The organism is Agrobacterium tumefaciens, from assembly GCF_009649785.1.
GTDB classification, from domain to species: Bacteria; Pseudomonadota; Alphaproteobacteria; order Rhizobiales; family Rhizobiaceae; genus Agrobacterium; species Agrobacterium tumefaciens.
Genome location: NZ_WJOK01000011.1, coordinates 118651 through 144166 on the forward strand (window position 1 = coordinate 118651; position 25516 = coordinate 144166).

The following is a 25516-nucleotide window of genomic DNA, read 5'->3' on the forward strand; positions in this document are numbered from 1 at the left end:
TGATCAGCCACACGCCGCGATCAGGCGGCGTGTGGACTTGCCCGTGACTTTTCGAGCGGAGTGACTGAATGTTTGCCGTGAACTTCCTGATGCGACGCCTCATGCAGGGCGCCATCATCATATTCCTTGTGTCCTTGCTGATCTTTACCCTCTTGCGGGTGGTGCCGGGTGACCCGGTACGCCTTATGGCGGGCGGCATGGCGCCCGAAGCACTGATCGAAAAGATCGCAACCGACATGGGCCTTCGCGATCCCATACTGGTGCAATTCGGTGGCTACATGGGCGGTGTGGTTCGTGGCGATCTTGGCCAGTCCTTCGTGCGCCCGGCAAACGGCGCCTCGACCGGTGGCGCGACATTCAACGACTCAACTCGCGGCGAACGAGCAAAGGTCTTCGACCTGATTTTCGATGCACTTCCAATGACGCTTCAACTGGCGGCCGTGACACTGGTGATTGCACTGATCTTCTCGGCAATCATCGGCATTGCGGGCGGGCTTTCGATCGGCAGATGGCCAGACAAGCTTGCCTTCTACATTTCATCGATATTCATCTCGCTGCCGAATTTCTGGCTCGGCATCGTTCTGGCATTGCTTTTCTCGGTGAAGCTCGGATGGCTTCCTGCCATTGGCTATCAGGGTTTTGCCTACACAATCCTGCCGGCAATCGTGCTGGCGGTCGAATTGTCTCCGGTGCTGATCCGCACGCTGGTCAGTTCCGTATCCAGCCAGATGATGGAGCCCTATGTGGCAGTCGGACGCGTACGTGGCCTGAGCCGTTCGCGGATCATCTCCAACCATGCCCTGCGCAACGCCTCGGTGCCGCTTCTCAACCTGCTCGGTGTGCAATTCTCCAGCCTGCTCGGCGGGGTCATCATCGTCGAATATATCTTCGATTATCCCGGGCTCGGCCTTCTGACCATCAACGCCGTGCTGCAGCGCGACTTTCCGTTGATCCAGGGTATCGCGATCGTCACGAGCGCCATTTTTGTACTGATCAACATTGTCGTCGATCTCGTCGCAACAACCATCGATCCGAGGCTTGAATACTGATGTCCATCACATCCGCACTCGACACCCCGATCATTTCTAAAATGGCAAGCCGCTCGATTGCGCGCCGCATATTCGATCGCGCCGCATCGACGCCCGGTTTTCGCATTGGTCTTGCGATCTTCCTGCTGCTTGCGATTGCCGCCGCACTTTATCCGGAAATCAGTGGCGTCGACCCGACAAAGATGGATGTGAAGGCCCGCCTTCTGCCGCCACTTTTCTTCGGCGACAACTGGAGCTGGGGCCACCCGCTTGGCACCGATCAGATTGGCCGCGACATGCTGGTGAGGTCGCTTGTCGGCCTGCGTTATTCCTTCCTGATCGGGATTGCATCGGTTGCAGTGACACTCATCATCGGCTGTGCCCTCGGCACGATTGCCGGTTACTTCGGCGGTCGTATCGACACGCTGATCATGCGTCTGACCGATGCGCAGCTATCTATTCCGATGATCATTCTGGCGATCGCCGTTCTTGGCGTGTCGCGCCCGACAATTCCGGCCATCGTCCTGGTGCTTGGTCTCTCAAGCTGGCCGGTCTATGCGCGCATCATGCGCAGCATTGTGATGACGGAAAGGCAACGGGAATATGTGCGCGCTGCCAAACTTGGGGGCTCGACCGATTTCCGCATTATCGTCAGCCTGCTTCTGCCGCTGCTCCTGCCGCCGGTGATCTTCACCTCGGTGCTTGATGTGGCGCGCATGATGATCTTTGAATCGACACTCGGCTTCCTCGGCCTGGGTGTCCAGCCGCCGACCCCGACCTTCGGCAATATCATTGCCGATGGCCGAAAGTATCTTCTGAACGCCTGGTGGATCGCAACCATGCCCGGCATTTTCCTCGGCCTCACTTTAACCAGCATCAATCTCATAGGCGCTTCGCTGGAACGGGCCCGCAACACCATTCACGGAGGGTCCGAGTGATGATCAAGCCGCTTCTTGAGCTGCAAAACCTCACCGTTAATGCCGGTCGCTCGGACAAGGCGAAGATTATTCTGGACAATATCTCCTTCAGCCTCGCGCCGCGAGAGATCGTCGGTGTGGTCGGGGCCAGCGGAGCCGGCAAGACGGTGCTGTCCAAGGCAGTCGTCAACTGGCTGGAACCGCCGCTTTCCGTGCGTTCCGGCAGCGTCCTCTTCGAAGGCAAGGATATTTACGGCATCTCCGAGAACGAGATGCGTACCCTGCGCCGCCGGGTCGCCTATGTCGGCGCCAATCCGATGGGTGCACTCGATCCGACACTGCCGGTCGGCGTCCAGATCGTCGAGAAGCTGCGTGCGGTCGTTCCAGGAACCTCGCGGAAAGAGGCGGAAAAGCGCACGATCGAGCTTCTGGAGGCCGTCCGCATTCCCTCGGCCCGCAGCCGTTTCAGCGACTACCCTTCGCAGTTTTCCGGCGGCATGATGCAGCGCGCACTGATCGTTGATGCGTTGGTAACGAACCCGGCGCTGCTGATTGCAGATAACGTCACCCAGCCGCTCGACGTTACCGTCGCAGCCCAGGTCATCCGTCTGATGAAGGAACTGACAGATGGTTTCAATACCGCTGTGCTGTTCGTCTCCTCCTCCCTTCCCGTTGCCCGCGAAGCCTGCAACCGGATTTTGGTGATGGAGAAAGGTCGCATCGTCGAGGAACAGGAAACCGAAAGGCTGATCGCCGCCCCTGCATATGCCTATACGAAGGAGCTTGTCGAACAGACGCCGAAGATCTGGATCGAAAAGACCGAGATGCCGCGTCTCAACGACAAACGCGACGTTGTCTTGAGCCTGCGCGATGCCTCACAGGTCTACAGGGTAAAGAAGAAGACCGGCTTCGGTGGCTTCAACCATGTGCGTGCGGTTCGCAACGTCACCTTCGATGTCCGGCGCGGCGACAGTTTCGCGATCGTCGGTGAATCCGGTTGTGGCAAGTCGACGCTGATGCGGCTTCTGAGCAGGCTGGAACTGCCGAGCTCCGGCCAGGTTCTATGCGGTGCCGACGATATCGCCATGCTCGGTGGCAAAGACCTTCTGACCTTCCGCAAGAAGCTGCAAATGGTACTGCAGGATCCGTTCGGCTCCCTGCCGCCACGCACATCGGTCGGGAAGATGCTGGAGGGCCCGCTTCGCACGCACGGATGGAAGGACAGTGCCAAAATTCGTGAGCGGGTGCTCAAGGTCATGGGCGAAGTCGGCCTCTCCGCCGATCTCTACGAGGAATTGCCGATCGGCCTGAGTGCCGGCCAGCGCCAGCGCATCAATGTTGCCCGTGCGCTGGTTTTGGAGCCTGAAATACTGATCATGGACGAAACGCTTTCTGCCCTGGACCAGACAGAACAGTTCAAGCTTCTCGATCTTTTCCAGAAGCTGCAGAAGGAATACGACCTCACTTACATCTTCATCTCCCACGACCTTGCGATGGTCCGCAAGGTCTGCAACCGTGTGGCGGTAATGTATCTCGGCGAGGTCTTCGAACTGGCTGATAACGAGCGGTTGTTCTTCGATCCCGGACATCCTTATACAATGGCGTTGCTCAGCGCGATGCCGACACTTGAAGAACGCCGCTACAAGGCGGAAGACTGCCTTCTGGAAGGTGAACCGCCAAGCCCGATCGATATTCCTCCAGGTTGCAGCTTCAAGTCGCGCTGTCCGCGTGCGATGGAGAGATGCGGCAGCCTGCAGCCCGCGCTTACCGCGCGTGGCAGCCAGGATTTCGCCGCCTGTCATCTCATCCAGCCATTGGCTCTCGATGACGCAACCCGTCAAATGGCTTTAGCCTGACCATGGTTGCGGCGCCACAGACGGGGCCGCAACGATCACTAGTCCAGGGTGCATTCATGAGTTTCACCGAACATCGCCTCAAGCTTATCCTCGACATGCTGAAGCAAACCCAGCGCGTCAATGTGAGGGAGCTTGCCGATTATCTGCAGGTCAGCCAGGAGTCGATCCGGCGCGACCTCAAGGAACTTGAGATGCGCGGTTATGCCCGCCGCGTCTATGGCGGCGCGGTCCTTGACCAGCAGGAAAGCGATCAGCCGTTTACCGACCGACTGCGTGTCAGCTCACGCGAGAAAGCCAAGATCGGCGAGGCCGCAGCGTCGCTGGTTGAGGACGGCATGAAGGTGTTCATCGATACCGGCACCACAACGATTGCCTGCCTAAAACATATCGAGACGCGCAAGGACTTGACCGTTGTCAGCAATTCGCTGGCGGTCGCAGCCCACTTCTTCAATCTGCCGCAGGCAAGTGTGCGGGTTCTTGGCGGTCGCATGCGCCCAGATTATCAGGCGACATACGGCCATGAGACCGTGGCCGCGCTGAAGGAGCATTTCTTCGATCTCGCGATCATCGCCATCAGCGCCATTCACGCCGAACGCGGGTTCATGGATTTCGGCGAGGACGAGGCGATCCTGCGCCGCGTCGCCAAGGCCCAGGCAAAACGTTCGATCATTGTTGCCGACAGTTCCAAGTTTGGGCGCCTCGGCTCCATCCACACATTCGGCCTCAGCGAAATCGACGCGGTGGTGACCAGCGGCGTCATCGCGCGGGAATTTTCAGATCAATTCAATCAATCCAAAGTGGAAATCATACATGCCTGACGTCTCCTCCTCCCCTGTCCCGATCAATGCCGAGCGGCTCCAGATGCTGATGGAGACCCTCTCCACTTTTGGCGGCGGCCCCGATGGCTCGATGACCCGCCTGACGCTTTCCAGGGAAGACGGAATGGCGCGCGACTGGCTGGGGCACTGGTTTGCCGAAAACGGCTTCGAGCAGGCCGTGGACTCGATCGGCAACCAGTTCGGCAAGATGACCTTGGCGGGCGCAAATGCGCCCGTCGTCATGGTCGGCTCCCATATCGACAGCCAGCCGAACGGCGGCCGGTTCGACGGAGCGCTTGGTGTCATCGCCGCCTGCGAGGCGGTTTTGTCCGTCAGCGAACGTCTCAAGGCGGAAGGCAGGTTGTCCGCCTGCAACTTCCAGATCGTCAACTGGACCAATGAGGAAGGCGCCCGTTTCCAGCCGAGCCTGCTCGGCAGCAGCGTGTTTACCGGCGCCATTGACCTGGAATGGGCGCTCGAACGGGCCGACGGTGATGGCATTACGGTGCGCCAGTCGCTGGACGAGATCGGTTATGCTGGCAAGGAAAAGGTGGAAATTCCCGACGCATTGATCGAGCTGCATATAGAAGGTGACACGACGCTCAGCCGCGCCGGGGAGCGGTTCGGTATCTTCACGCGGTTCTGGGGCGCGACAAAATATCGCCTCGCCTTCCATGGACGCCAGGCACATACCGGCGCAACCCCGATGGCAGATCGCAAGGATGCGCTGCTTGCTGCTGCCTATCTGATCGCCGATCTCAAGCAGATATCGACCGAACACGGACTGGACCTGCATACGTCGGTTGGCCGCCTGGAAGTCTTCCCCAATTCACCCAATGTCGTGCCGGCCGAAGCCGTGCTGTTCATCGAGCTGCGCTCGGGATCGCCAGACGTCCTGACGGAGGCGGAACGCAAGATGAAGATCAAGATCGAGGAAGCGGCGATGAAAGCCGGCGTCACCTCGGAGGTCCGCTCCATCGACCGCCGCAAGGCGGGAAGGTTCGCACCGGGCCTGGTGACGCTTGCGCAAAGTGCTGCGGCGCATCTCGGCCAGAGCGCCCGTCACCTCGATACGATCGGCGGCCATGATGCCGTTGCCGTTTCCGATGTCTGCCCGGCGGTGGTTCTGGCGGTTCAGAGCCGTGACGGCGTCATCCACCACCCGACCGAGTATACCTCGCCTGAAGACCAGGCCCTTGGCACGCAGATAGTGGCGGACATGCTTTACAAGATCGCCTGCGAAGGTTTGAAAGTTGTCGAACTCAGCGAGGCTGCCGAATGAAGAGATCGGGCTCTCCTCAATCACCGATGGAAGCCCGCGCGGAGAAGGCGCTTTCAGTCTTTTCCGCAGTGATTGGCGACACCCCTTCCTATGCGCCGGCGACGGCAGCTGTCGCATCGCCGTCCTATCATGCCGTCGAATCCTGCGGTTTCGTGGTCGCGCCGACAGACGGGGAGGCACGTTATTTCCTGCGTCTCGGTGCCGATGAGGTAACCGATCTCGTGGATGCCGAGACCGCAAATGCTGCGGCACACCGTTTTCACAGCCTTGGTCTTTCGCCAGAGCCGATTGGTTACGATGCCGGGACGGCCAGCATGCTGTTTGCCCGACTTGGCGACGGCTGGCGAGCGGCAAGGATCGACGATCTGATGAAGCCGCAAACTGTTGCCCGCCTGATCGAGATGCAGACGACGATCGCAGGGAGTGTTTCCACTGGCCGAACATGGTCAGTCTTCGACGGCATCGATCAGCTCTGGGCGATCGTGAGTGCCGATGCCACCAGCCTGCCCGGCGATGTCGAATGGATGCTCTCCTGGATGACGCCGATCCGCGAGGCAGTTTCAGCGGCCGGCGTGGACCTGAAACCGGCCCATGGTGATCCGCAGGCTTCGAATGTCATGCTGGGCCCAGACGGGAAAATGCAGCTCGTGGACTTCGACATGGCTGCCGACATCGACCCATACTACCAGCTCGGCGTTCAGATGAACGAACTCTACCAGTTCGAAAGCCAGATGAGGCCGTTGTTGGAAATGCACGATGGAGGTTTCAGCGAAAGAAACTTCAACCGCTGCCGTGTCTATGCGGCGGCAGACGACCTCTACTGGGCGTTGCGCAGCCTCGTACTGGAGCTTCGTTCGCCGCCGCGGGGTGTCGAATTCCTGAAATATGCCGGCTGGCGGTTCCTGCGTTGCCGAATGCTGCTCGGCCAGCCGGATTTCGAGGCCAGGCTGAGAGCGCTCTAGGCATACGAGAACGATAACGGGCTAGAAACAATAACGGGAACAAGCCTATGAATGAACTGGGAATGGCACGATCCGATGCCGAACGGGCAGTTGAGGCTGCAATCATCCAGGTACCACCTTGGGAAGGACGGCGGCTGCGCTACAGTCCGGTTTCCGGCGGAATCAGCAACACCAATTTCCGCATCGAGGTCGAAGGTGAAGAGCGTGGCTATTTTCTAAAGATTCCCGGCCGCGGCACCGAGATGTTCATCGATCGCAAGGCCGCCGCTGCCGCCAGCAAGCAGGCGGAAGTGATCGGAATCGGCCCGAAGACATTCGACTATCTCGATCACCTCGACATCGAAATCGCCGAGTTCATCGACGGTCGCCGCGCCTCGACACATAGGGATTTTGCAGACCCGGCGATCCGCAACGAAGCGGTGCGCGTCTACCGGCAGTTTCACGATGCTCCTGCCCTGCCGCTGACAAAAACCGTCTTCGACATGATCGAGGAACATTTCGACCAAGTGCGCCAGCTTGACGGCCACTGGCCGCTCGACCACGACTGGCTCTTGCGCAACTACAGACAGGCGCGCGCCGCGCTTGAGGCATCCGGGCTCGATCTGGTTCCCTGTTTCAACGACCCGATGCCGGGCAATTTCCTGATCGGTGACGACAAGTCGATCAAGCTGATCGATTTCGAATATGCGTCGAACAATGAGAGGCTCTACGATCTCGCGATCTGGAGTGGCGAGATGTTCTATTCCGAGGCGACCGACTGCGAGATAATCGAGGAGTATTTCGGTCGTTACGACAAGGCGCATCACGCTCGCTTCATCGTCCACAAGGCACTCGCCGACATCAAGTGGAGCACCTGGGCGATGGTACAAAACCGGATATCGACCCTCGATTTCGACTTTTACAAGTACGGAATCTGGAAGCATATGCGCGCCCGCTCGATCATCCACGACCCCCGTTGGCCCCTGTTCCTGAAAGCCCTTTGATGCCAGTCACCGATATCAGCCCGCAAGAAGCTGCGACCTATATCACCTTCGCCGCGGAACTTGCCGACGCCGCGCGTCCGCTGGCGCTCTCCTATTTCCGAACCCCGCTCGACGTTATCTCAAAACTCGACGATAGCCCGGTGACAATCGCCGACCGGACGATCGAAAAACATCTCCGCGAGATGATCGAGGCGCGTTTTCCCGATCACGGCATCCATGGTGAGGAGTTTGGCGTAAAGGCAGGTAACGCCTTTACATGGGTGCTGGACCCGATCGACGGCACCAAGAGCTTCATCACCGGTTTCCCGCTGTTTGGTACGCTTGTCTCACTGACATTTCAGGAAAAGCCATTCTGTGGTCTGATCGATATTCCGGCCACCGGCGAACGCTGGCAGGGCCGGCCGGGAGAGACACTCTTTGCTGGCAAGCCGGCCCACGCCAGCGGCTGCGAGAACATCTCAAGCGCCCGTTTTTATACGACTTCGCCGGATATGTTCGTGGACAGCGAAGCTGAAAGCTTCGAGCGTCTCTCCCGCAAAGCCAGGCTGCGGCGTTTCGGTGGAGACTGCTACATCTATGGTCTGATCGCTTCCGGCCATTGCGACATCGCTCTCGAGACGGGACTTCAACCTTACGACTACATGGCTCTCGTGCCCGTTGTGACGGGTGCCGGCGGATGCATTACGGACTGGCGGGGAAATGCGCTTTCGATCCATTCCGACGGACGGGTTCTGGCGTCGGCCACCCCGAGACTTCATGACGAAGCCCTGGCCCTCCTCAACCGGTGACGTGAACAAATGCCCTATACAACGACAATCGAGCAGACTGTCTTCCGCTTTGATGACCTGAAAATGCTGCTGGCGAAAGCAACCCCGGAGCGCTCCGGCGACCAGCTGGCCGGCATTGCGGCGCAAGGCCCGGTCGAGCGCTTGGCAGCCCAGATGGCGCTGGCCGATCTCCCCTTGAAAGCATTTCTCCGCGAGGAGCTCATTTCGTCGGAGGATGACGAGGTTTCCCGACTGATCGCGCAACGGCACGATCCGGCAGCCTTTTCCGCAGTTTCCTCGCTTACTGTCGGTGAATTGCGCGAATGGCTGCTCAAGCCCGAGACGTCGCATGAGCGGCTGGAGGCGGTGACCTTCGGACTGACGCCGGAAATGGTCGCGGCCGTTTCGAAGATCATGCGCCTTCAGGACATGATAGCTGTTTCTGCCAAGCGACGTGTCGTGACGCGATTCCGCAACACGATCGGGCTCGCCGGGCGGCTTTCCACCCGCAACCAGCCCAACCACCCGACCGATGACAGCCGCGGTATCATAGCGTCTGCCATCGACGGGCTGCTGATGGGGTCGGGAGATGCCGTGATTGGCGTCAATCCCGCGACCGATGCGACGGATGACTATATCCGCATCGTTTCCTTGCTCGACGAATTGCGGGAAAAGCTTGCGATCCCGACACAGACCTGTTGCCTTGGCCATGTAACGACGGCGATCCAGGCAATCGAACGGGGTGCGCCGGTCGATCTCGTCTTCCAGTCGGTGGCGGGATCGGAAAAGGCCAATCGCGGCTTCGGCATCGATCTGGCGCTTCTGAAGGAGGCACATGAGGCGGGGCGGTCGCTTGGTCGTGGCATGCCGGGCGCAAACGTCATGTATTTCGAGACTGGGCAGGGCGCGGCGCTTTCGGCCGATGCGCATTTCGGCGTCGACCAGCAGACGATGGAGGCACGTGCCTATGCCGTGGCGCGCGAGTTCGATCCGCTGCTCGTCAATACGGTCGTCGGTTTCATCGGGCCGGAATACTTGTTCAACGGCAAGCAGATCATCCGTGCCGGCATCGAGGATCATTTCTGCGGCAAGCTCCTTGGCCTGCCGATGGGCGTCGACGTCTGCTACACCAACCATGCCGATGCTGATCAGGAAGACATGGATACGCTGTTGACGCTCCTCTGCGCAGCCAATGTCAATTTCGTCATCACCGTTCCCGGCGCCGACGATATCATGCTGAACTACCAGTCGTTATCGCATCACGATGCCGTCTATTGCCGCGAGACGCTGAAACGGCCACCCGCACCAGAGTTCGAGAAATGGCTTTTCGAAATCGGCCTGACCGATCCAGATGGCGCGCTGGTCGGCGAGCCTGTCGCGCTTTCCAATTATGTCCGCAACAGCGCATTGATCGGAGCCTGACATGGAAGAGGTGCGAGAACCCACTGCTGCCGGAAAAAACCTCACTATCAAGGATATGACCGATGCGCGTGTTTCGCTCGGCCGTCATGGCGCGGGTCTTCCGACACGCGCTCAACTTGCCTTCCTTCTCGACCACGCGCGGGCACGCGAAGCGGTCTGGACGAGCGTCGACCGGCCCTCGCTGGCAGACAGGCTCGATCGTCTCGGCCTTCCGGCTGTCAATGTCGATAGCATGGCAAGTGACCGCAGCACCTATGTGCGGCGGCCGGATCTTGGCCGGCGGCTTGCGGCGGAATCCGAAAAACGGCTGAAACATGAGAGAACGATCAATGGCTATGATGTCGCAATTATCGTCGCGGACGGCCTGTCGTCCCACGCGATCGATCTCAATGCCGTGCCGTTGATCGAGGCGCTTGTTCCGAAGCTCGCTATCCTGAACCTGACCGCTGCACCAATTGTGCTGGCGAGCCAGGCGCGCGTCGCGCTCGGCGATCCTGCCGGTGAGGCATTAGGTGCAAAACTGACGATCGTGCTTGTCGGCGAACGTCCGGGACTTTCAGCTGCCGACAGCCTCAGTGCTTACATCACTTACGGTCCCAAGTCGGGAAACCTGGATTCCAGCCGAAATTGTGTCTCCAATATCAGGGATGGTGGTCTGCCGGTCTGCGAAGCTGCCGAGATCATTGCGACGCTGACCAGGGATATGATGAGGACCCGCGTCAGTGGCGTGGCGCTCAAGGCTGCCATGGTGGAGTTTCTCGAAAGACATGACAATTCGCTTCCAGCTAAAGACCTACTGACAATTTGAAGTCTTCGCGGTGCGAAGCCTTCGGGACGTGGCCCATCTGCTTTGGAAGGATTGCGGCCTGTCGTCGAAAGTCCAGTCGACTGCCTTGTGTTGAGTGCGGAGACAATAGTCCCTGCACTCAACATCATCGTTCGCAAGCTGCCGTGCTAGCCGGCAGAGAACTTCTGGACGGCGGTTACGTCGAAATAGTCCCGCCATTCGACAATCTTGTCGCCTTCAAGCTCGAAAATTCCCATGATCATCACGCGCCCGATTTCACTGCCGTCGGCGCGCTCGAACCGGTCAAGCCTTTCGGTGAGAACGCGGGATCCATCGGCGGCAATCGCGAGCATATCGATATGGACTGTCGAGATTCCCAGCGATGTCTCCAGTCCGTCGATCATCGCAATGGCCTCGTCGGCGCCCGTCGTGACCGACACGCCCTCATTGACCCAGCGCGTGGCGGGTGTGAACCAGCGGCGCACGGCTGGCCTTCCGCCGTCTTCAACGAACGTGGCGCAAAAAGCCGAAACGGTTTCGATTGGGGTGGGCATGGCAGTTTCTCCTGGGCCATCAGAAGCCCCGTTGGCCTCTGTCTTGCCGCGATAGTAGGATTTCGACCCCAATGCCACGATGCCGAAACTTCCGTCACTCTTGCCTGATCTTCCGGAATACTTGATAGAACTGGGCAATCGACTTAGGGTGACTCCATGAGCGAACTCGACAAAATACGCGCCATCGCCATGCGCCATGCTGGCCGTCCCAGTCTTAAATTGCCGCGACTGTTCGCGTATACTCTCGACCATACGACCGAGGTGGATCCGCTGATCTACGATCCTGCGGCGTCCCTGGTGATCCAGGGTACGCAGCGCATGTTTATCGGCGATAAGATGTTTGAATACGGACCCGGCCAAAGCATGATCGTCGCAGCCGAGATTGCCGCCTTGGGCCAAGTTTGCGAAGCGTCGCCAGACAGACCGTTTGTCGCAATCGGTTTATATCTAGACCCGCCTATGCTGTCCGACCTCGTCCTTGAGATGGCGGCGATGCCGGAGTTGCCGATGGAATCGGGATACGGCGTCAGCACCGCGAGTGCGTCGCTTCTCGGTGCTTGGGGGAGATTGGTAGAACTGCTCGATCGCCCATCCGAAATCCCGGTCATGGCTCAGTCTCTGGAGCATGAGCTGATGTTTCGGCTGCTGATGGGGCCGCATGGCGGCCTGCTGCGTCAGATTGCCGGGGCCGACTCGCGGCTGATGCACATCCGAAAGGCCATGGCCTGGATACGCGACCACTACGCCGAGCGTCTCGATTTCAAGGCGGTCGCGGCACTTGCCGGCATGAGTGTATCCGTCTTTTACGATCGCTTCAAAGCCGTCGCCGCCGTCAGTCCGCTTCAGTATCAGAAATATATCCGGCTCCACGAGGCCCGCCGACGCATGATCGCGAACCAGGCAGGTGCAGCCGAAGTTGCGTTCGCCGTCGGCTATGAGAGCGCCTCGCAGTTCAGCCGTGAGTACAAGCGCCTCTTCGGAGCGCCCCCGGGTCAAGACACCAAGCGAGCAAAGGCTGGCCTGGGGGGCATCAATCCGCCAAAAGCACCCGGTGCGCGGCCAGAGGTTGCTTGAACCGCTGACCGTAGTCCTGACTGACCGCTGCGACGACACTCGCTCGTAGAGCCAAAGCCTCGCGCCATCGCGTGACGCGCGGGAGACCCTGAGATATCGTCTGCGTTATGGCTGGGTCGATGAAACCGAAGTACCGGAAAAGAGGCACGAACACCGCATCGACCATCTCGAAGATCGCGATGCCAGCGGCATGAGCCGCGCAAGCCTGCATCGCCATTTTCTGGCGATAACAGCGTTCAGTCCTAGTCAGTACCACAAGCATCTCAGATTGCAGGAGGCCCGACTAGCAGCCGGCCATAGCGCCTCGCAATTCACGACTGGAATGCAGGCGCTTTGCCCAGTTGCCAGAGTCAACTCTGTTGCAGTCGAAACTACGGCGTTGCCGTCCACGGAAAGCGGACGTATCAGTCGGCATAGATGATGGAAATGTAGCACCACCGGGGACATGCTGTTGGGACGCCAAGAACATGGCAACCAGCTCGCTCTCGATCTTAAATGCCTGATCGGGTGCAATCGTCGGGCACCGCAACTAACGAAACGTTTGCTCAAGGCGTTAGCCTTATGTGCATATAAAGACAAAAACAGCGGGCTTTCACAGGCGACGGCTCGACGGAACAATGGACGCGCCCATATCTCGGGTGTAAGCTCACAACACACTACACGCATGCGATGAATCTCGAGGGGGACGGGAGGCGGCTATGCAGACGACGGTGTCCACGGCTTCAACTGCAGCACGAGACCCTCCGGGAATAGAGGAAATCCGGTCGCAACTCGAACGCATCGTCGCGAGCGCGGAGTTTCCCGGCTTGGGGCGAAGTGCCGCATTTCTGCGATATGTTGTCGAAGAAGCCATCGCCGGGCGGGCCGCCCGCATCAAGGGTTACTCCATCGCAATTGAGGTATTCGGCCGCAATGAAAGCTTCACGCAGGACGATCCGGTCGTGCGGATCGAGGCCGCGCGTCTAAGGCGTTCGCTAGAACGTTATTATCTGGTGGAAGGTCACAAGGACCCGGTCAGGATCGACATACCGAAGGGCGGATATGCCCCGGTGTTCTCATTGAATACTGCGGTCGTTTCCAAGAAGGTCGATAATGGGTCCGTTCCGACCTCACAGCTATCGCCGATGGTCCGATGGTGGAGCGTGAGGCGGCTTTCGCTTGCTTGCCTCGCCCTGCTTACGGCTGCGTCTGCCTATCAATTCTCAAGTCACTCAAGATTGGCGCCAACAGAAGAGTTAGCCGAAAGCACGGCTCCCGACAGACCCGCCCTAATTGTGGCTCCTTTCGCCAATTTGGGCGATGGACCAAACGCCCAGTTATACAGCCTCGGGCTTACGGAGGAGCTTCTGACTGCCCTGCCCCGCTTCAAGGAGATCAAGGTCTTTGGTCGCGAGACGTCCAAAGCGCTGCCGTCGGACGTCGATGTATCCAAAGTTAGGGAGGAGCTGGGCGCCCGTTATCTTCTGACAGGGGGTGTGCGAACTGCTGGAAACAGCCTGCGCGTGACAGCCCGTCTTCTGGACACCGACGATGGCGAAATAGTCTGGTCCCGGGATTATGACAACGATCTCGGATCGAAAGACCTGTTTTCCATACAGGCGGACGTGGCCAGAAGAGTCGCCACCGCCATTGCGCAGCCATATGGTGTGATGGCACAGGCCGACACCGCAAATCCTCCACCGCAGGATCTTGGTGCATACGAATGCAGCCTGCGCTTTTACGCATATCGTAGCGAGCTCAGCCCCGAAGAGCATGCACACGTTCGCGAATGCCTGGAAACATCCGTTGCGCGGTATCCGACCTTTTCCACTGCCTGGGCGATGCTATCAATCATCTATCTCGATGAAGACCGCTTCAAATTCAATAGGGGCCAAGGTCCGGAAACACCATTGCAGCGGGCGCTTCGCGCGGCGCGGCGGTCGACCCAGCTTGATGCGAGCGACACGCGAGGGCTTCAGGCGTTGATGATGGCCCTGTTTTTCAACCGGGAGCTTACCGAGGCGATGCGAGTAGGCGAAGTGGCCCTCGCTACCAACCCCAACGACACCGAGTTGATGGGCGAGTTCGGCACCAGACTAGCCCTTGGCGGCCAGTGGCAACGGGGAGCCAACCTACTTGATCAGGCTATCGCACTCAACCCAGGCGGCAGCGGCTATTATAACGGCACACGCGCTCTTGCAGCCTACATGCTCCACGACAATTCAACCGCCGTCCGCGAGATCACCAAGGCTGATATGCAAAAATTTCCGCTGTTTCATGCGGTTGCGGCGGTCATATACGCAGATGCCGGAATGATGGATCAAGCCCGGCACGAGGCAGAGATTTTCGTTCGAATGCGCCCGGACTTCCTGCCAAACGTCGTTGAAGAACTGGCGATGCGGAACGTACAGCCAGGTGATCGTGACCGACTGGTAGAGGGACTTCGCAAAGCCGGAATGCTGCCTCCCAAGATTAAAGAACCCGCCGCGATAACCATCAGTGCTTCGGATTTGCAGCCGCGCTAGCGCAGAGGCTTAATACGCTGAAAACCGAAATGCCGCCCGCTGCGACGTACCAAACGGGCAGGTAGGAAAGGTGACGCCAATATCTCTTTCCTTCAGGCCTTTTCGAACGCCCACATCTTACGCGGATACTTCCAGATCCACGCACCGCTGTAGAAATCAGACGAGCTGCGTTTTCATGGGTTTATCCTTCTCAGGTGCGGCCTTCTGGGCCACAGAATGGTGGCGAGCAACAGAGTGTAGGTCAAAGCTAACGCGATATAGACAATGCGGGTGGCGAAGCTCTCCGCAGCACTGCCAGGCAGGGGCGACACACCGAGCCCGAACAGGATAAGGAAAATCGTCAGAGCACCGGCAAACATCGGCGCCTCCCTGGTAGGAGCTGCTGCCCGACCTCCCAGAAAGAGGGCAACGACAAGGACAATCAGAAAGATCGAGAACAGGTTGGGGCGAAGCGTAAGGATCGCATAAGCTAAAGATGCGAGGACGCCGCCGAATAGATTGACCATTATAAGCCCAACAGCTGCCCGCGTGCTTGCGGCGACGTCGAGCTGGCCGAGTAAGGATGCAACGGTGATCGGAATGACCGCCGCGGCCGTCAGATTGTCGCTCGTCAGGCAGATCACGACAGATGCCAGCAGGATCAGCGTATTTGCCAATGCTCTCAGCAGAGCCGGCGGATGGTCGAAGGATGGCGCGGCACTTCCGTCCAGAACTACCGGTTCGGGAAAGATCGCATGGGCGAGCCACGTCAAAAGCGTGCCCGACAACACGCCACCAACAAGAATCGAGAGGATGGAATTGGCCAACTCATCGTTCAAAATACCGAGCAGCGGAACGATGATCGCGACCACCAACACCAGAAAGACCGCAGGCCCGCCCTTTCCCGACGTCTGTAAGGCAAAACACAGGAAATAGGTTAGCCCCAGAAGCAGGAGAAAGGGAACAGGACGATTGCCGAGGCTGCTGGTCAAGATCATCATCGCCATTCCCGCGACCAGAATGACGAGCGCCGCGCCAAGTGTCTTGGCAAGCGGCATCGGTCGAGAGCTTCCCAGCAGAAATTGCGCGGCGAAAAGCGGCCCGAGGAACGGAACAAAGGCCCCCCAATACACCGCCAGCACAAAGCCGATCGAAACCGCAAGAGTGACCCGCAATCCTTTTCGTTTCTGCTCGGCGGCGGTGCTGTCAGTTGACATAGGTGAGCACCGACATGATACGGATCCAGAGTGATCCCCAAGCATTGGCGACCGGATTGTTACCGGTATAGATGATGACGGTCGCCTGCGAACCGTAGCGCACGCCGCCCTTGGGTCTTTGAGCTTCATCGATATTGAGACGGACCGGAAACCGCTGCGCTTCCTTGACCCAGCCGCTGTCACTGCGCATGGTTGGCAACCCGGTGCTCGGATCCGTGCTCCCTTGCGAGACACCGAAGCCGACGCTTTCTACCGTGGCAGGGAACAGTCGGCCTGGAAGGGCATCAAAAAGGATTTCCGCCCTGTTGCCGACGACGACATTTTCGAGGCTGTTCTCCTTGAACGCGGCATTGATCCAGATGGTGCCCACATCGATAAAGGTCATGGCCGGTTGGCCGGCTGGCAAGACCTTGCCACTGGTGAGCTGAAGGTTTGTCACGACCCCGGACGAAGGCGCCCGCACTGTGGTATGCATCAGGTCCAGCCTGGCCTTCTCCAATCCAGCAAGAGCTGCGCGCAGTTGCGGATTGTCGTTTCCGGAAGGGCCGAGCTGCTCGCGGGCCTTGGTGAGATCAGCCTGCGCACCGGAAACCGAGGCCTCTGCCTGATCGAAGGCAGATTTGGCGGCGTCGAAACGGGCTTTTGAAAACACGCCGTTTTTGAGGAGTTCGGAGGCCCTGGCATATTGGTCGCGAAGGTTGTCCCTGTCGGCACGGATCTGGACAAGCTTTGCTTGGGCGGCATCCACCGCAGCGGTCGATGCGCCGATTGACTGTCCGACACTGGCCAGACCGGCCTCCGCCTCGTTCACGGCGAGTTGGTAGCGCTGGGGATCAATTCGGAACAGGATCTGGTCGGCCTCCACCCGCGTATTGTCGTTAACGCCCACTTCCACGACGCGACCTGTGACTTCAGGCGCTATGCCAACGACATACGCCTGGACCTGCGCTTGAGATGTTGATGGTGTCCGCCGCTCCATGAAGACTGACAGCACGAACAGGACCAGCGCCAGACAAACGACAGCGAAAGCGATCCTCCGCAGGGGATTGCGGGGTGGCGGGGTAGCTACAGGCTCGTGTGATATCTCGGAAGCCACGATCTCGTTCCTTCGAAGTTAACTGCCCATCCGGCGGAATTACACCGGGCGCGGACCGGGTGAGCGATGAAGAGAGACAACGGTGGCTCGGGCGAGAGCATCTTCAATCTCTCTGCCAAGGGCCGCCAACAATTCCCTGTATTCGGCCACACGGTCATCTCGGACCGGATCGGAAGAAGCCGCCTCCCATCTTGCCAACTCCGTCTGGGCTTCGGCAAAATCCTGGCAGATTTCACAGAATATGACGTCGCGCGACGAAAGCTCGTTGATGGCCTGAACTCTTGTGGGAAACCGCAGCCTGACCGCAGCCACACCTTCATCCATTGTCCTCTCCCACCCTCACAGCGTCACGGCGACGCCGAATGTCTCGATGGCATATTCTTTGATGAAGCGCGGCTCGTGCAGTATGTTACCGTAATATACGCTGGTGCGGTCAGCTTACCGAGGTTGGATTGCAGCACCGTCAAGGTCTCGCATGTTTTAACACGCTAGCGAGCGGGCGAGAAAGACGACGGTTACGGGGCCGCGTGTGATTGTCTCTGGCAACTTCCACACTTTCACGCATTCAGATGACGGCATCGTCCGCCGGATGCCCGTAACATACCCGATGTTACGGGAAAACAGCCCGTCATTCGCATAGGTTTTTTGTGCGCCGACGTGGCGAGGACAAAGCTGTGACATATGGCGGCGGGCGATCTGGTGAACGGCAACGATACAAGGGACCTCCGTAACGGACGCTTTCCATATCGAATGGGAAGGCTCCCTTTTTGTGTGATGTTCGCAGCTCTCGTTGGTTGCGGCGGCCACGCGAAAAACGTTCTTGTCCCTGTTGCCGATAGCGCCCCCACATCCACCAAGGTGGACATGCTGATCACAACAACGCGTAGTCGCTCCGCGAACAAAGGCGAGATGTTTACGGGTGAACGCGCAAGGGATGCGGCCTTCGCGGAGATCACCGTGTCCATCCCTCCGGGAAATGTCCGCAAGATTGGTAATGTTGCCTGGCCGAAAAGGATTCCTCCCAATCCAGCCACTGATTTTGCGACGTTAAAGGCACAGGAAATCAGCCGCGACGATGCTCGGAAATGGCTGAGCGCTTCCGTCAGAAAGAGCCGTGACGGCAGCGTGCTGGTCTTCATTCACGGCTTCAACAATCGATTTGAAGACTCGGTCTATCGCTTTGCCCAAATCGTCCAGGATTCCGGCGTAGCGAGCGCTCCCGTACTGGTCACCTGGCCGTCGCGCGGAAGCCTGCTTGCGTACGGCTACGACCGCGAGAGCACCAACTATACGCGCAATGCCCTGGAGTTGCTTTTTCAATATCTGGCCAGGGATAAGCAGGTGAAGGAAGTTTCGATCCTTGCTCATTCCATGGGTAACTGGCTCGCGCTCGAGGCGCTTCGTCAAATGGCCATTCGCAATGGAAGCCTTCCGGCCAAGTTCAAGAATGTGATGCTCGCATCTCCCGACGTCGACGTCGACGTCTTCCGGCAACAGATCGCCGACATGGGCAAAAAGCATCCGAAATTCACTTTATTTGTCTCCCGGGATGATCGGGCATTGGCCGTGTCCCGCCGAGTGTGGGGCAACGTCGCGAGGCTTGGCGCTATCGACCCTGAGCAGCCTCCCTACAAGAGTGAATTGGCCGAAAGCCAGATCTCGGTAATCGACCTCACCATGATCAAAGCCGGGGACAGCCTCAACCACGGGAAGTTCGCGGAGTCGCCAGAGATCGTCCGGCTGATTGGAGCCCGGATTTCTGATGGACAGACTTTGACGGACAGCAAGATTGGCCTTGGAGATACGATCCTTGCAGCAACAACCGGCACGGCAGCGGCAGTGGGCAGTACCGCAGGGCTGATCCTTGCCGCTCCGGTTGCCGTCGTCGATGCCGACACCAGAGACAATTATGCCGGGGGCGTTCAGTCCCTTCTTGGTTCAGGTGGCACGACACGGAAATCATCGCACTGCAACACACCGAACACTTCGACTGAAGCATGTCATCACTAGCGGGTCGAGCGTCCTTCGGAAGGGCGCCGAGGTACCACAACAGGGACAGACAATGGTAATGCGCCTGAAATTTTTGCTGATGAAAATATCTCGCACGTCTATTGCGGCGATGCTCATCCTTTTCGTTGGCATCTCAGCCGTAGCAGCGCAAATGCCTGGCGCGCCCGCTCCGGCGGAACAACCACCCAATGTCCAGCACTTCATCACCCTAATGTCGGATCCCGATGTTCAGAAATGGTTGCAGCACGTTGCTCGTGGAGCGAATCCTGAAGCGCCGCCTTCGACCAGCGCAGAGGCGGGTCCCTCGTTTGCCGCATCGACAATGCGTTTCCGCGCCCATGCGGCCGCAATGGTCGACGCTGCACATTCTTTTCCGTCCGAAGCAATGCGTGGCGCCGCTTTACTTGAGCAGGACATCAAGACGATTGGCGGGACCCGGCCCATCGTGCTGGTGGTCGCGTTTGTTGTCGCAGGACTTGCCGCTCAATGGGTATTTTGGTGGATCAGTGCTGGCTGGCGGTCATGGATGGCGGAAGCCTCGTTCACGACCGTTTGGCACAGGATTATTGCCATAACCGCCCGGCTGCTCTGGGCGGCTTTTTACGTGCTGTCGTTCGGGCTGGGCAGCATCGGTTTCTTCCTGCTTTTTGAGTGGCCACCGATCGTTAGGGAAATCGTCGTCGGCTTCCTGTTCGCTGTCGTCATTTACCGCCTCGCCAGCGCAGTACTGGATGTGTTTTTGGCGCCACGCTCGAACGAGAAAGGCCATTTCCGCGTGGTTCCGATCTCTGACGAGACGGCAGGTCACTGGGCAAAACGACTGAGCTATCTCGTGGGTTGGTACGCCTTTGGCTGGGTGACCATTCGGCTTCTCGGTACGCTTGGCCTATCGATCCCGGCGCGGCAGCTCGCGGCCTACTTCCTGGGTTTCATTCTTCTCGGCATTGCTATCGAGGCCATATGGCGACGCCCGCCTCATTCCTCCACGTTACAGGGCAGCCGGATTGGATTGAATGGTCGCAACTGGCTTTGGACTGCCTATTTAACCGGTATCTGGTTGCTCTGGGTGGCGGGCGCGACGACGCTTTTCTGGATTATGGTCGTCTGCGCCGCATTGCCAGGCGCGATCGTTCTTACCAAAGCATCTATAAACAACATTCTGCGCCGCTCCGGCGCTGAAGAGGATGGTCATAAACGTGTCACAGTGGTTTCGGTTGTCGTCGAGCGTGGGATAAGGGCAGCCCTGATCGTTGCAGCCATCCTCTTCCTCGCCGATGTCATGGACGTTCGACTGACCGAGATGACGATGCAGGATTCACCCGCGCTACGGCTCTTACGTGGAGTGCTAAGCGCCGGCATCATTCTCCTCGTCGTCGATCTGGCATGGAATGTCGTTAAAGTGCTGATCGATCGGAAAATGGGAGACACGGAAGCCGCGCTTGAGATTGGAAGCGAGCGGGAGCGGCGGCGTACCCGTTTGAGAACTCTTCTACCGATCCTGCGCAACTTCGTCATGATCCTTTTTGCAGCGATTGCGATCATGATGGCCCTGTCTTCACTCGGAATCGAGATCGGACCATTGATCGCCGGTGCTGGCGTCGTAGGCGTCGCCATTGGCTTTGGTGCGCAGACCGTCGTCAAGGACATCATCAGCGGCATGTTCTATCTACTCGACGATGCATTCCGGATTGGTGAATACATTCAGAGCGGCAGTTACAAAGGAACCGTCGAGGCGTTCAGTCTCCGCTCGGTCAAGCTTAGGCACCACAGGGGCCCGATATTCATCGTCCCATTCAGTGAACTGGGTGCCGTCCAGAACATGAGCCGCGACTGGTCAGTGGTCAAATTCCTGCTGTCCGTGTCCTACGAATCCGACGTCGCCCAGGTCAAGGCAATCACCAAAGCCGTGGGCAAAGCCCTGTACGATGACCCCGAATTCCAGCCGTTCATTATTGAGAACCTCAAAATGAAAGGCGTCGAAGAGATCACAGACATTGGAATAAAATTGAGCTTTGGGATGACGTTGAAACCTACCCAACTGCAATCGGCCATCCGTCGCAGAGCTTATGCAATGCTGCGGGAAGCATTCAACGCCCAAGGCATCAAGATCGCCGTTCCGACCGTGCAAGTCGCAGGCGGAAAGGAAGAGGGTCTTGCTGCCGCTGCCCAACAGGCGCTGGCAAAACACAACGCCGTGACCGTGCCCGGGCCAGCTTGATCACGAAGTGAACCAGGCGAAACGCCATCAAAGATCACAAGGAGGATATGAAATGAAAACCTCAAAAATCGTATCACACCTACTCAGCCTGATCGCCGTGCTGATGCTGATCAGCATACCGGTTCTTTTACCCTCGACCGCTGAAGCCCGTCGTGGGGCTGCAGCCTGCGGCCCCCGAGGCTGCGGTGTGGCGGCGTGCGGACCGCGCGGTTGCGCTGCTGCCGGACGTCGTCATGCACCCGCATATCGCCCTGCCCATCGGCCTGCGGCCCCGGCCTACCGGCCAGCGCGGCGCGGCGTTGTCGTTGTTGCTCCCCGCCGCTACTGGCGGCCGGGCGCCGCGATAGCTGCAGGCGCAGCCATTGGCGTCGTCACCGGTGCAGCAGCTGTCGCACTGGCTGGTACACCGCCGCAGCCCGGCCAGTGCTGGTATTACACGTCTCCGGCCAAAACGACCGGCTTCTGGGACGTTTGCCCGCACTGAAACTGCTTGGCTGGGACAATCATGCTGCTCGCGCACGCGCAGATCATCAACGAAGGGGATCTTCCATGGACTTCAACACCATCGACGCCACGCTTGTCGGAAAGCTTCTTCTTTTGCTTTTGATCGGCATGGGTCCAAAAATTGCCCTCGTGCCGTTTCTTGAGAAAACCCATAGTTTCGACACCGCGACCAAAGTGCGCATCGGCCGCCAGATGGTACTGACAGCACTCGTCACAGCACTGATCCTCTTTGCGACCGGCGCGCTTCTGATGCGACTTCTCCACATAACCGGCGGCGCCGTCGCTGTGGCAGGTGGCATCATCCTTGCGCTCATAGCGATCAAGATGGCATCCGGACCGACGGAAAAGCCGCATGACGAGCTTGCCGATCCGATCGATCCGGACAAACTCGCAGTGTTCCCGCTTGCGGTTCCCTATTTGCTCAACCCCGTCGGCATAACCGTCATAATCCTGGCGTCTGGCGAAGTTGTCTCAGTCGCCAGCGCGGTAGTTGTCGCTGTTCTGATCCTGATTGTCGCTGCTTTCGACTATGTCGTTTTTACCAATACCGACAAGCTGTCCAAACACATGAAGCCAGCGAGCATGGTCGTCTCAGAGGTCGTGTTCGGGATTTTGCTGACCGCTGTCGCAGTCCAGCTGATTGTCAGTGGGCTAGGGCGTCTAGGGATCATTGCGCCGGCGGTGGGCCATTGACCCATAGGGCGCAGCCTCTCCAGGCGGCTCGAAGGGAATGCGCATGATGACTGATCGAAGGAAAAATGCTCTCGCTTACGGATCACTCATCGTGCTCCAGTCCCTGGCGGTCGCATTCCTGCTCCGGGTTATCTTCCCGATCTTTTACGCCGTCGTCACCCATCTTGGCGAACGCCAACAAGTGCCCGTGTCGACATTGCTCACAATCCTTGCGGTTGCGCTGCTTTTACAGGCAAGCTACTGGACAAGAATGCGTTGGGTCGAGGTCCGCGCACCGTTCCACTCCATATTCGTATCTCACCTCTTATCGTTTGCCGCACGCCTGGCCTTCCTGTTCGGAGGCGTCCTGTTCTCAACGATCTTCTTTCGACACTTGCCGGAATCCAACACGCTGCCTCCGCTTGGTCACACGGTTCTGCAGGGGGCTTTGATCCTGTTGGTACTGTTCAGTTTTTTTTGCTACTCCGTCGAACTTGAACGCCTTGCGAAGGCGATCGAAGATCCAGCTGAGACATAAATTGCCTCCGGTTACAGCTCAGCAATGTGGTGTTGGCCGCCGCTGTCGAAGCCGACTTGGCGGTGGAACCGATGTCCATATCGCGTTCCATCCAGGCTACCGAATAGCGCCGCGCGGATGAAGGGTAGTTAGACATCGCTCGGTGGAGCAAAGAGGGTGTGTGCGTATTCTCGATGCTCAGGCGAACACGCGGAAGAATTTTGATCCCATGATTTTAGATTTGCGAGTGTTTTCAGCTCTCCTCTATGTTGCCACCGGACAAGGAAACTGACATCATCGTTTTGCAGGCTTCAACGGGCCGCTGATATTCCATGAGCAGGGTAGCTCTCGACCGGAAACGGGCGGGAGCTTTTTTATTTTTTGGTGGGCGATGATGCATTCAGAAAGCTGGCGGGTCGGTGTGCTGTTCTCCGAGACGGGTGTGACCGGAGCCGTCGAAAAAACCCAGAGGTTCGCGACCTTGCTGGCGATTGACGAAATCAATGCGGCTGGCGGCGTCCTTGGCCGGATGATCGAGCCTGTCGCCTATGACCCTAAATCGACGCCCAATCTCTATAAGGAACTTGCGGTCAAGCTTTGCGACGAGGATCGGGTCCGGGTCGTTTTCGGTTGCCATATGTCTAGCACCCGCAAAGCCGTACTGCCCGTCATCGAAGCTCGAGATGCCCTGCTATTCTATCCGACACTGTATGAGGGGTTTGAATACTCTCGGCACTGCATCTACACCGGGGCCGTACCCAACCAAAACTCCGTGCAGCTGGTCGACTTCCTCACCAAGCATTATGGAAAGCGGGTTTTCCTTGTGGGTTCGAACTACGTCTACCCTTACGAATCCAACCGGACGATCAGCGATCTCTTTCTTCAGCTGGGCGGTCAGGTGCTGGACGAAATATATGTTCCTCTCAACCTAAAACCCGAAGATGTCGCCAAAATCATCCGGCATATTCGCGCGGCACGGCCGGATGTCATCTACTCGACAATCGTCGGCGACGGTATCATTCCCTTCTACACGGCGTTCAAAGAGGCGGGTTTTGATTCAGCGACGATGCCAATCGCCAGTCAGTCGACAAGCGAGGCCGACGTGATCCGGATGCGGCCGGAAGTGGCCGAGGGGCATATCACCGCGGCCCCGTTTTTCGCCTCCCTGGATACGCCTCGCGCGCGTGCCTTCGTCTTGGCTTACCAACAGCGATACGGCCAGCAGATGCTGCCGACCGCGCCGGCCGAAGCGGCCTATTTCCAGGTCTATCTCTATGCGGGAGCTTTGCAGCGGGCCGGTGGCGACGGGCTGGAGCAGCTTCTTCCAGCCCTTTACGAGGTCGAGTACGACGCTCCGCAGGGCGCTGTGAAGATAGACCGGCTGACGAACCACACCCATCTGTGGCCAAGGGTTGCAAAAGTAAATGCGCAAGGCAGCTATGACATCGTCCATGACCCGTCGCTGCGCGTGGCGCCAGATCCCTTCATGCGAGAATATCGCCCGGATCTGACGCAGCCGTTCCCACATCGTGTTCAGGTCTGAGAAGGAGCGACGATGTCTTTCGCCCTTCTTAGAGATTTGCGGGACCTCAAGGTTCTGGTGATTCATCCCCGGACATCCGAAGGAGAGTTTCTCGTTGATCACCTGCGCCGTATCGGTTGTACGGTCAGTTGCCTCTGGCCGGTCCCTGCCGAGTTGCCACACGGCACGGATGTCGTCTTTCTTGCCATGGAAGACGAGGCGCGACCGGAAATCGAACGCCTGCTGAAGTGCCTCCCTAATCCCGCTCCGACCATGCTCGCCATCGTCGGTTACGAAAATCCCTCCACATTGCAGATCGTTCTGGAAAGCGGCGCGCTTGCCATTGTCGAGAGACCGATCAAACCGTTCGGCCTGCTGACAAATCTCGCCATAGCGCGCAGTCTCTGGCTTGAGCGCCAAAGGCTCGTCAAGGAAGCCCGTAAATATAAGCGCAAGGTCTTGGGAGACCAGAAGCTTGCCCGGGCAAAGGCCATTCTCATGGCCAATCGCGGCACGAGCGAGAATGAGGCGTATCGTGAAATGCGCGAGCAAGCGATGGCTCGGCGGGTCCCAATCGATGAAATCGCCAATTCGATTATCAACGCCGAACAGCTCTTGCGCCCTTCCCAAAAACATGATTAGTTTTTGATGTGTTCCAGATGAACACCTCCGGCACATCCCTTCGTTTCGCGAAGCCATGTGCCGCTGTTGCACGCGGCGCAGCCGTGATGCGATGATGGCAAGGGTGCCCGCAGGCTGTGAAAAGCCTCGCGGGTTTTTTGTTATCTGCTGACAGTGAAGTCGGCCTTCCAGTATTTTTTCGGCAT

General features: G+C 58.4%; 23 protein-coding genes. 19 read left to right on the plus strand and 4 right to left on the minus strand.

The genetic code is table 11. The features are described 5' to 3' along the window. The first annotated feature begins 68 nt into the window (after positions 1-68). The 10 genes from GH784_RS13900 to eutC are packed head-to-tail and all read left to right on the plus strand — an operon-like array spanning position 69 to position 10843. Positions 69-1049, plus strand: coding sequence for an ABC transporter permease (locus GH784_RS13900; RefSeq protein ID WP_035200780.1), 981 nt, complete (start codon positions 69-71; stop codon positions 1047-1049). Then, positions 1049-1966 carry an ABC transporter permease gene (locus GH784_RS13905; protein WP_035200782.1) on the plus strand — a complete coding sequence of 306 codons (918 nt, stop codon included), beginning with the start codon at positions 1049-1051 and terminating at the stop codon, positions 1964-1966. Before GH784_RS13900 ends, GH784_RS13905 begins: the two co-directional genes overlap by 1 nt. Continuing rightward, positions 1966-3801: a dipeptide ABC transporter ATP-binding protein gene (locus tag GH784_RS13910; protein ID WP_111802240.1), complete on the plus strand. Its 1836-nt coding sequence runs from the start codon at positions 1966-1968 to the stop codon at positions 3799-3801. Before GH784_RS13905 ends, GH784_RS13910 begins: the two co-directional genes overlap by 1 nt. Positions 3802-3857: 56 nt before the next feature. Continuing rightward, positions 3858-4619: a DeoR/GlpR family DNA-binding transcription regulator gene (locus tag GH784_RS13915; protein ID WP_013637571.1), complete on the plus strand. Its 762-nt coding sequence runs from the start codon at positions 3858-3860 to the stop codon at positions 4617-4619. Further along, a complete protein-coding gene (locus GH784_RS13920; protein WP_019565881.1) occupies positions 4612-5901 on the plus strand; it encodes a Zn-dependent hydrolase in 1290 nt (429 codons plus the stop codon). The genes GH784_RS13915 and GH784_RS13920 overlap by 8 nt, the downstream gene beginning before the upstream one ends. Then, positions 5898-6863: a phosphotransferase gene (locus tag GH784_RS13925; protein ID WP_035200785.1), complete on the plus strand. Its 966-nt coding sequence runs from the start codon at positions 5898-5900 to the stop codon at positions 6861-6863. Before GH784_RS13920 ends, GH784_RS13925 begins: the two co-directional genes overlap by 4 nt. A gap of 47 nt (positions 6864-6910) precedes the next feature. After that, positions 6911-7846, plus strand: coding sequence for a choline/ethanolamine kinase family protein (locus GH784_RS13930; protein WP_035200787.1), 936 nt, complete (start codon positions 6911-6913; stop codon positions 7844-7846). After that, the gene (hisN, locus tag GH784_RS13935) at positions 7846-8634 is read left to right on the plus strand and encodes a histidinol-phosphatase (RefSeq protein ID WP_065687655.1); all 789 of its coding nucleotides are present in this window, start codon (positions 7846-7848) and stop codon (positions 8632-8634) included. The genes GH784_RS13930 and hisN overlap by 1 nt, the downstream gene beginning before the upstream one ends. A 9-nt stretch (positions 8635-8643) precedes the next feature. Then, positions 8644-10035, plus strand: coding sequence for an ethanolamine ammonia-lyase subunit EutB (locus tag GH784_RS13940; RefSeq protein WP_013637566.1), 1392 nt, complete (start codon positions 8644-8646; stop codon positions 10033-10035). 1 nt (position 10036) lies between these two features. After that, positions 10037-10843 carry an ethanolamine ammonia-lyase subunit EutC gene (eutC, locus tag GH784_RS13945; RefSeq protein WP_153793524.1) on the plus strand — a complete coding sequence of 269 codons (807 nt, stop codon included), beginning with the start codon at positions 10037-10039 and terminating at the stop codon, positions 10841-10843. Positions 10844-10989: 146 nt separating this feature from the next. Here eutC and GH784_RS13950 read toward each other — a convergent pair whose 3' ends face one another. After that, on the minus strand, positions 10990-11376 hold the full coding sequence (locus GH784_RS13950) for a limonene-1,2-epoxide hydrolase (protein ID WP_025591684.1): 387 nt from the start codon (positions 11374-11376) through the stop codon (positions 10990-10992). A 156-nt stretch (positions 11377-11532) separates the two neighbouring features. On the opposite strand from GH784_RS13950, the gene GH784_RS13955 reads away from it, so the two are divergent. Together GH784_RS13955 and GH784_RS13965 are read left to right on the plus strand one after the other, a co-directional pair. Next, entirely contained in the window at positions 11533-12450 is a 918-nt protein-coding gene (locus tag GH784_RS13955; protein WP_003516963.1) for an AraC family transcriptional regulator, read from the plus strand. A 698-nt stretch (positions 12451-13148) separates the two neighbouring features. Further along, entirely contained in the window at positions 13149-14954 is a 1806-nt protein-coding gene (locus GH784_RS13965; RefSeq protein WP_153793525.1) for an adenylate cyclase, read from the plus strand. A gap of 173 nt (positions 14955-15127) precedes the next feature. On the opposite strand, the gene GH784_RS13970 is transcribed toward GH784_RS13965, so the two are convergent. The 3 genes from GH784_RS13970 to GH784_RS13980 are packed head-to-tail and all read right to left on the minus strand — an operon-like array spanning position 15128 to position 17570. Next, complete coding sequence (locus GH784_RS13970; protein ID WP_112153447.1) at positions 15128-16150, minus strand: DUF2955 domain-containing protein; 1023 nt, start codon at positions 16148-16150, stop codon at positions 15128-15130. After that, positions 16140-17246 (minus strand): HlyD family secretion protein, encoded by a 1107-nt coding sequence (locus GH784_RS13975; RefSeq protein ID WP_112153448.1) that lies wholly within the window; start codon positions 17244-17246, stop codon positions 16140-16142. Before GH784_RS13975 ends, GH784_RS13970 begins: the two co-directional genes overlap by 11 nt. A gap of 39 nt (positions 17247-17285) precedes the next feature. After that, entirely contained in the window at positions 17286-17570 is a 285-nt protein-coding gene (locus GH784_RS13980; protein ID WP_112153449.1) for a hypothetical protein, read from the minus strand. A gap of 426 nt (positions 17571-17996) precedes the next feature. Here GH784_RS13980 and GH784_RS13985 point away from each other — a divergent pair, with 426 nt between their 5' ends. The 7 genes from GH784_RS13985 to GH784_RS14015 all read left to right on the plus strand — a co-directional run bounded on the left by GH784_RS13985 (position 17997) and on the right by GH784_RS14015 (position 25331). Continuing rightward, a complete protein-coding gene (locus GH784_RS13985) occupies positions 17997-19256 on the plus strand; it encodes an alpha/beta hydrolase (RefSeq protein WP_035201433.1) in 1260 nt (419 codons plus the stop codon). A 52-nt stretch (positions 19257-19308) separates the two neighbouring features. Next, positions 19309-21474, plus strand: a complete 2166-nt coding sequence (locus GH784_RS13990) for a mechanosensitive ion channel family protein (RefSeq protein WP_111802819.1) — start codon at positions 19309-19311, stop codon at positions 21472-21474. A gap of 52 nt (positions 21475-21526) precedes the next feature. Then, a complete protein-coding gene (locus GH784_RS13995; RefSeq protein ID WP_013637556.1) occupies positions 21527-21958 on the plus strand; it encodes a hypothetical protein in 432 nt (143 codons plus the stop codon). A gap of 65 nt (positions 21959-22023) precedes the next feature. Continuing rightward, a complete protein-coding gene (locus GH784_RS14000) occupies positions 22024-22671 on the plus strand; it encodes a MarC family protein (RefSeq protein ID WP_003516981.1) in 648 nt (215 codons plus the stop codon). A 43-nt stretch (positions 22672-22714) separates the two neighbouring features. After that, the gene (locus tag GH784_RS14005) at positions 22715-23188 is read left to right on the plus strand and encodes a hypothetical protein (RefSeq protein ID WP_013637555.1); all 474 of its coding nucleotides are present in this window, start codon (positions 22715-22717) and stop codon (positions 23186-23188) included. A 370-nt stretch (positions 23189-23558) separates the two neighbouring features. Then, positions 23559-24710, plus strand: a complete 1152-nt coding sequence (locus GH784_RS14010; protein ID WP_153793526.1) for a transporter substrate-binding domain-containing protein — start codon at positions 23559-23561, stop codon at positions 24708-24710. Between the two features lie 12 nt (positions 24711-24722). After that, positions 24723-25331, plus strand: a complete 609-nt coding sequence (locus tag GH784_RS14015; protein ID WP_003516987.1) for an ANTAR domain-containing response regulator — start codon at positions 24723-24725, stop codon at positions 25329-25331. The last annotated feature ends 185 nt before the right edge of the window (positions 25332-25516 follow it).

Excerpts from the sequence above, each read along its gene's own strand:
- GH784_RS13990 (WP_111802819.1), top strand. The coding sequence starts at position 19,309 with ATGGTAATGCGCCTGAAATTTTTGCTGATGAAAATATCTCGCACGTCT.
- hisN (WP_065687655.1), top strand. The coding sequence starts at position 7,846 with ATGCCAGTCACCGATATCAGCCCGCAAGAAGCTGCGACCTATATCACC.
- GH784_RS13920 (WP_019565881.1), top strand. The coding sequence starts at position 4,612 with ATGCCTGACGTCTCCTCCTCCCCTGTCCCGATCAATGCCGAGCGGCTC.
- GH784_RS13930 (WP_035200787.1), top strand. The coding sequence starts at position 6,911 with ATGAATGAACTGGGAATGGCACGATCCGATGCCGAACGGGCAGTTGAG.
- GH784_RS13915 (WP_013637571.1), top strand. The coding sequence starts at position 3,858 with ATGAGTTTCACCGAACATCGCCTCAAGCTTATCCTCGACATGCTGAAG.
- eutC (WP_153793524.1), top strand. The coding sequence starts at position 10,037 with ATGGAAGAGGTGCGAGAACCCACTGCTGCCGGAAAAAACCTCACTATC.
- GH784_RS14010 (WP_153793526.1), top strand. The coding sequence starts at position 23,559 with ATGATGCATTCAGAAAGCTGGCGGGTCGGTGTGCTGTTCTCCGAGACG.
- GH784_RS13910 (WP_111802240.1), top strand. The coding sequence starts at position 1,966 with ATGATCAAGCCGCTTCTTGAGCTGCAAAACCTCACCGTTAATGCCGGT.
- GH784_RS13970 (WP_112153447.1), bottom strand. The coding sequence starts at position 16,150 with ATGTCAACTGACAGCACCGCCGCCGAGCAGAAACGAAAAGGATTGCGG.
- GH784_RS13905 (WP_035200782.1), top strand. The coding sequence starts at position 1,049 with ATGTCCATCACATCCGCACTCGACACCCCGATCATTTCTAAAATGGCA.
- GH784_RS13985 (WP_035201433.1), top strand. The coding sequence starts at position 17,997 with ATGGGAAGGCTCCCTTTTTGTGTGATGTTCGCAGCTCTCGTTGGTTGC.
- GH784_RS13940 (WP_013637566.1), top strand. The coding sequence starts at position 8,644 with ATGCCCTATACAACGACAATCGAGCAGACTGTCTTCCGCTTTGATGAC.
- GH784_RS13995 (WP_013637556.1), top strand. The coding sequence starts at position 21,527 with ATGAAAACCTCAAAAATCGTATCACACCTACTCAGCCTGATCGCCGTG.
- GH784_RS13900 (WP_035200780.1), top strand. The coding sequence starts at position 69 with ATGTTTGCCGTGAACTTCCTGATGCGACGCCTCATGCAGGGCGCCATC.
- GH784_RS13980 (WP_112153449.1), bottom strand. The coding sequence starts at position 17,570 with ATGGATGAAGGTGTGGCTGCGGTCAGGCTGCGGTTTCCCACAAGAGTT.
- GH784_RS13925 (WP_035200785.1), top strand. The coding sequence starts at position 5,898 with ATGAAGAGATCGGGCTCTCCTCAATCACCGATGGAAGCCCGCGCGGAG.
- GH784_RS14015 (WP_003516987.1), top strand. The coding sequence starts at position 24,723 with ATGTCTTTCGCCCTTCTTAGAGATTTGCGGGACCTCAAGGTTCTGGTG.
- GH784_RS13965 (WP_153793525.1), top strand. The coding sequence starts at position 13,149 with ATGCAGACGACGGTGTCCACGGCTTCAACTGCAGCACGAGACCCTCCG.
- GH784_RS14005 (WP_013637555.1), top strand. The coding sequence starts at position 22,715 with ATGATGACTGATCGAAGGAAAAATGCTCTCGCTTACGGATCACTCATC.
- GH784_RS14000 (WP_003516981.1), top strand. The coding sequence starts at position 22,024 with ATGGACTTCAACACCATCGACGCCACGCTTGTCGGAAAGCTTCTTCTT.
- GH784_RS13955 (WP_003516963.1), top strand. The coding sequence starts at position 11,533 with ATGAGCGAACTCGACAAAATACGCGCCATCGCCATGCGCCATGCTGGC.
- GH784_RS13950 (WP_025591684.1), bottom strand. The coding sequence starts at position 11,376 with ATGCCCACCCCAATCGAAACCGTTTCGGCTTTTTGCGCCACGTTCGTT.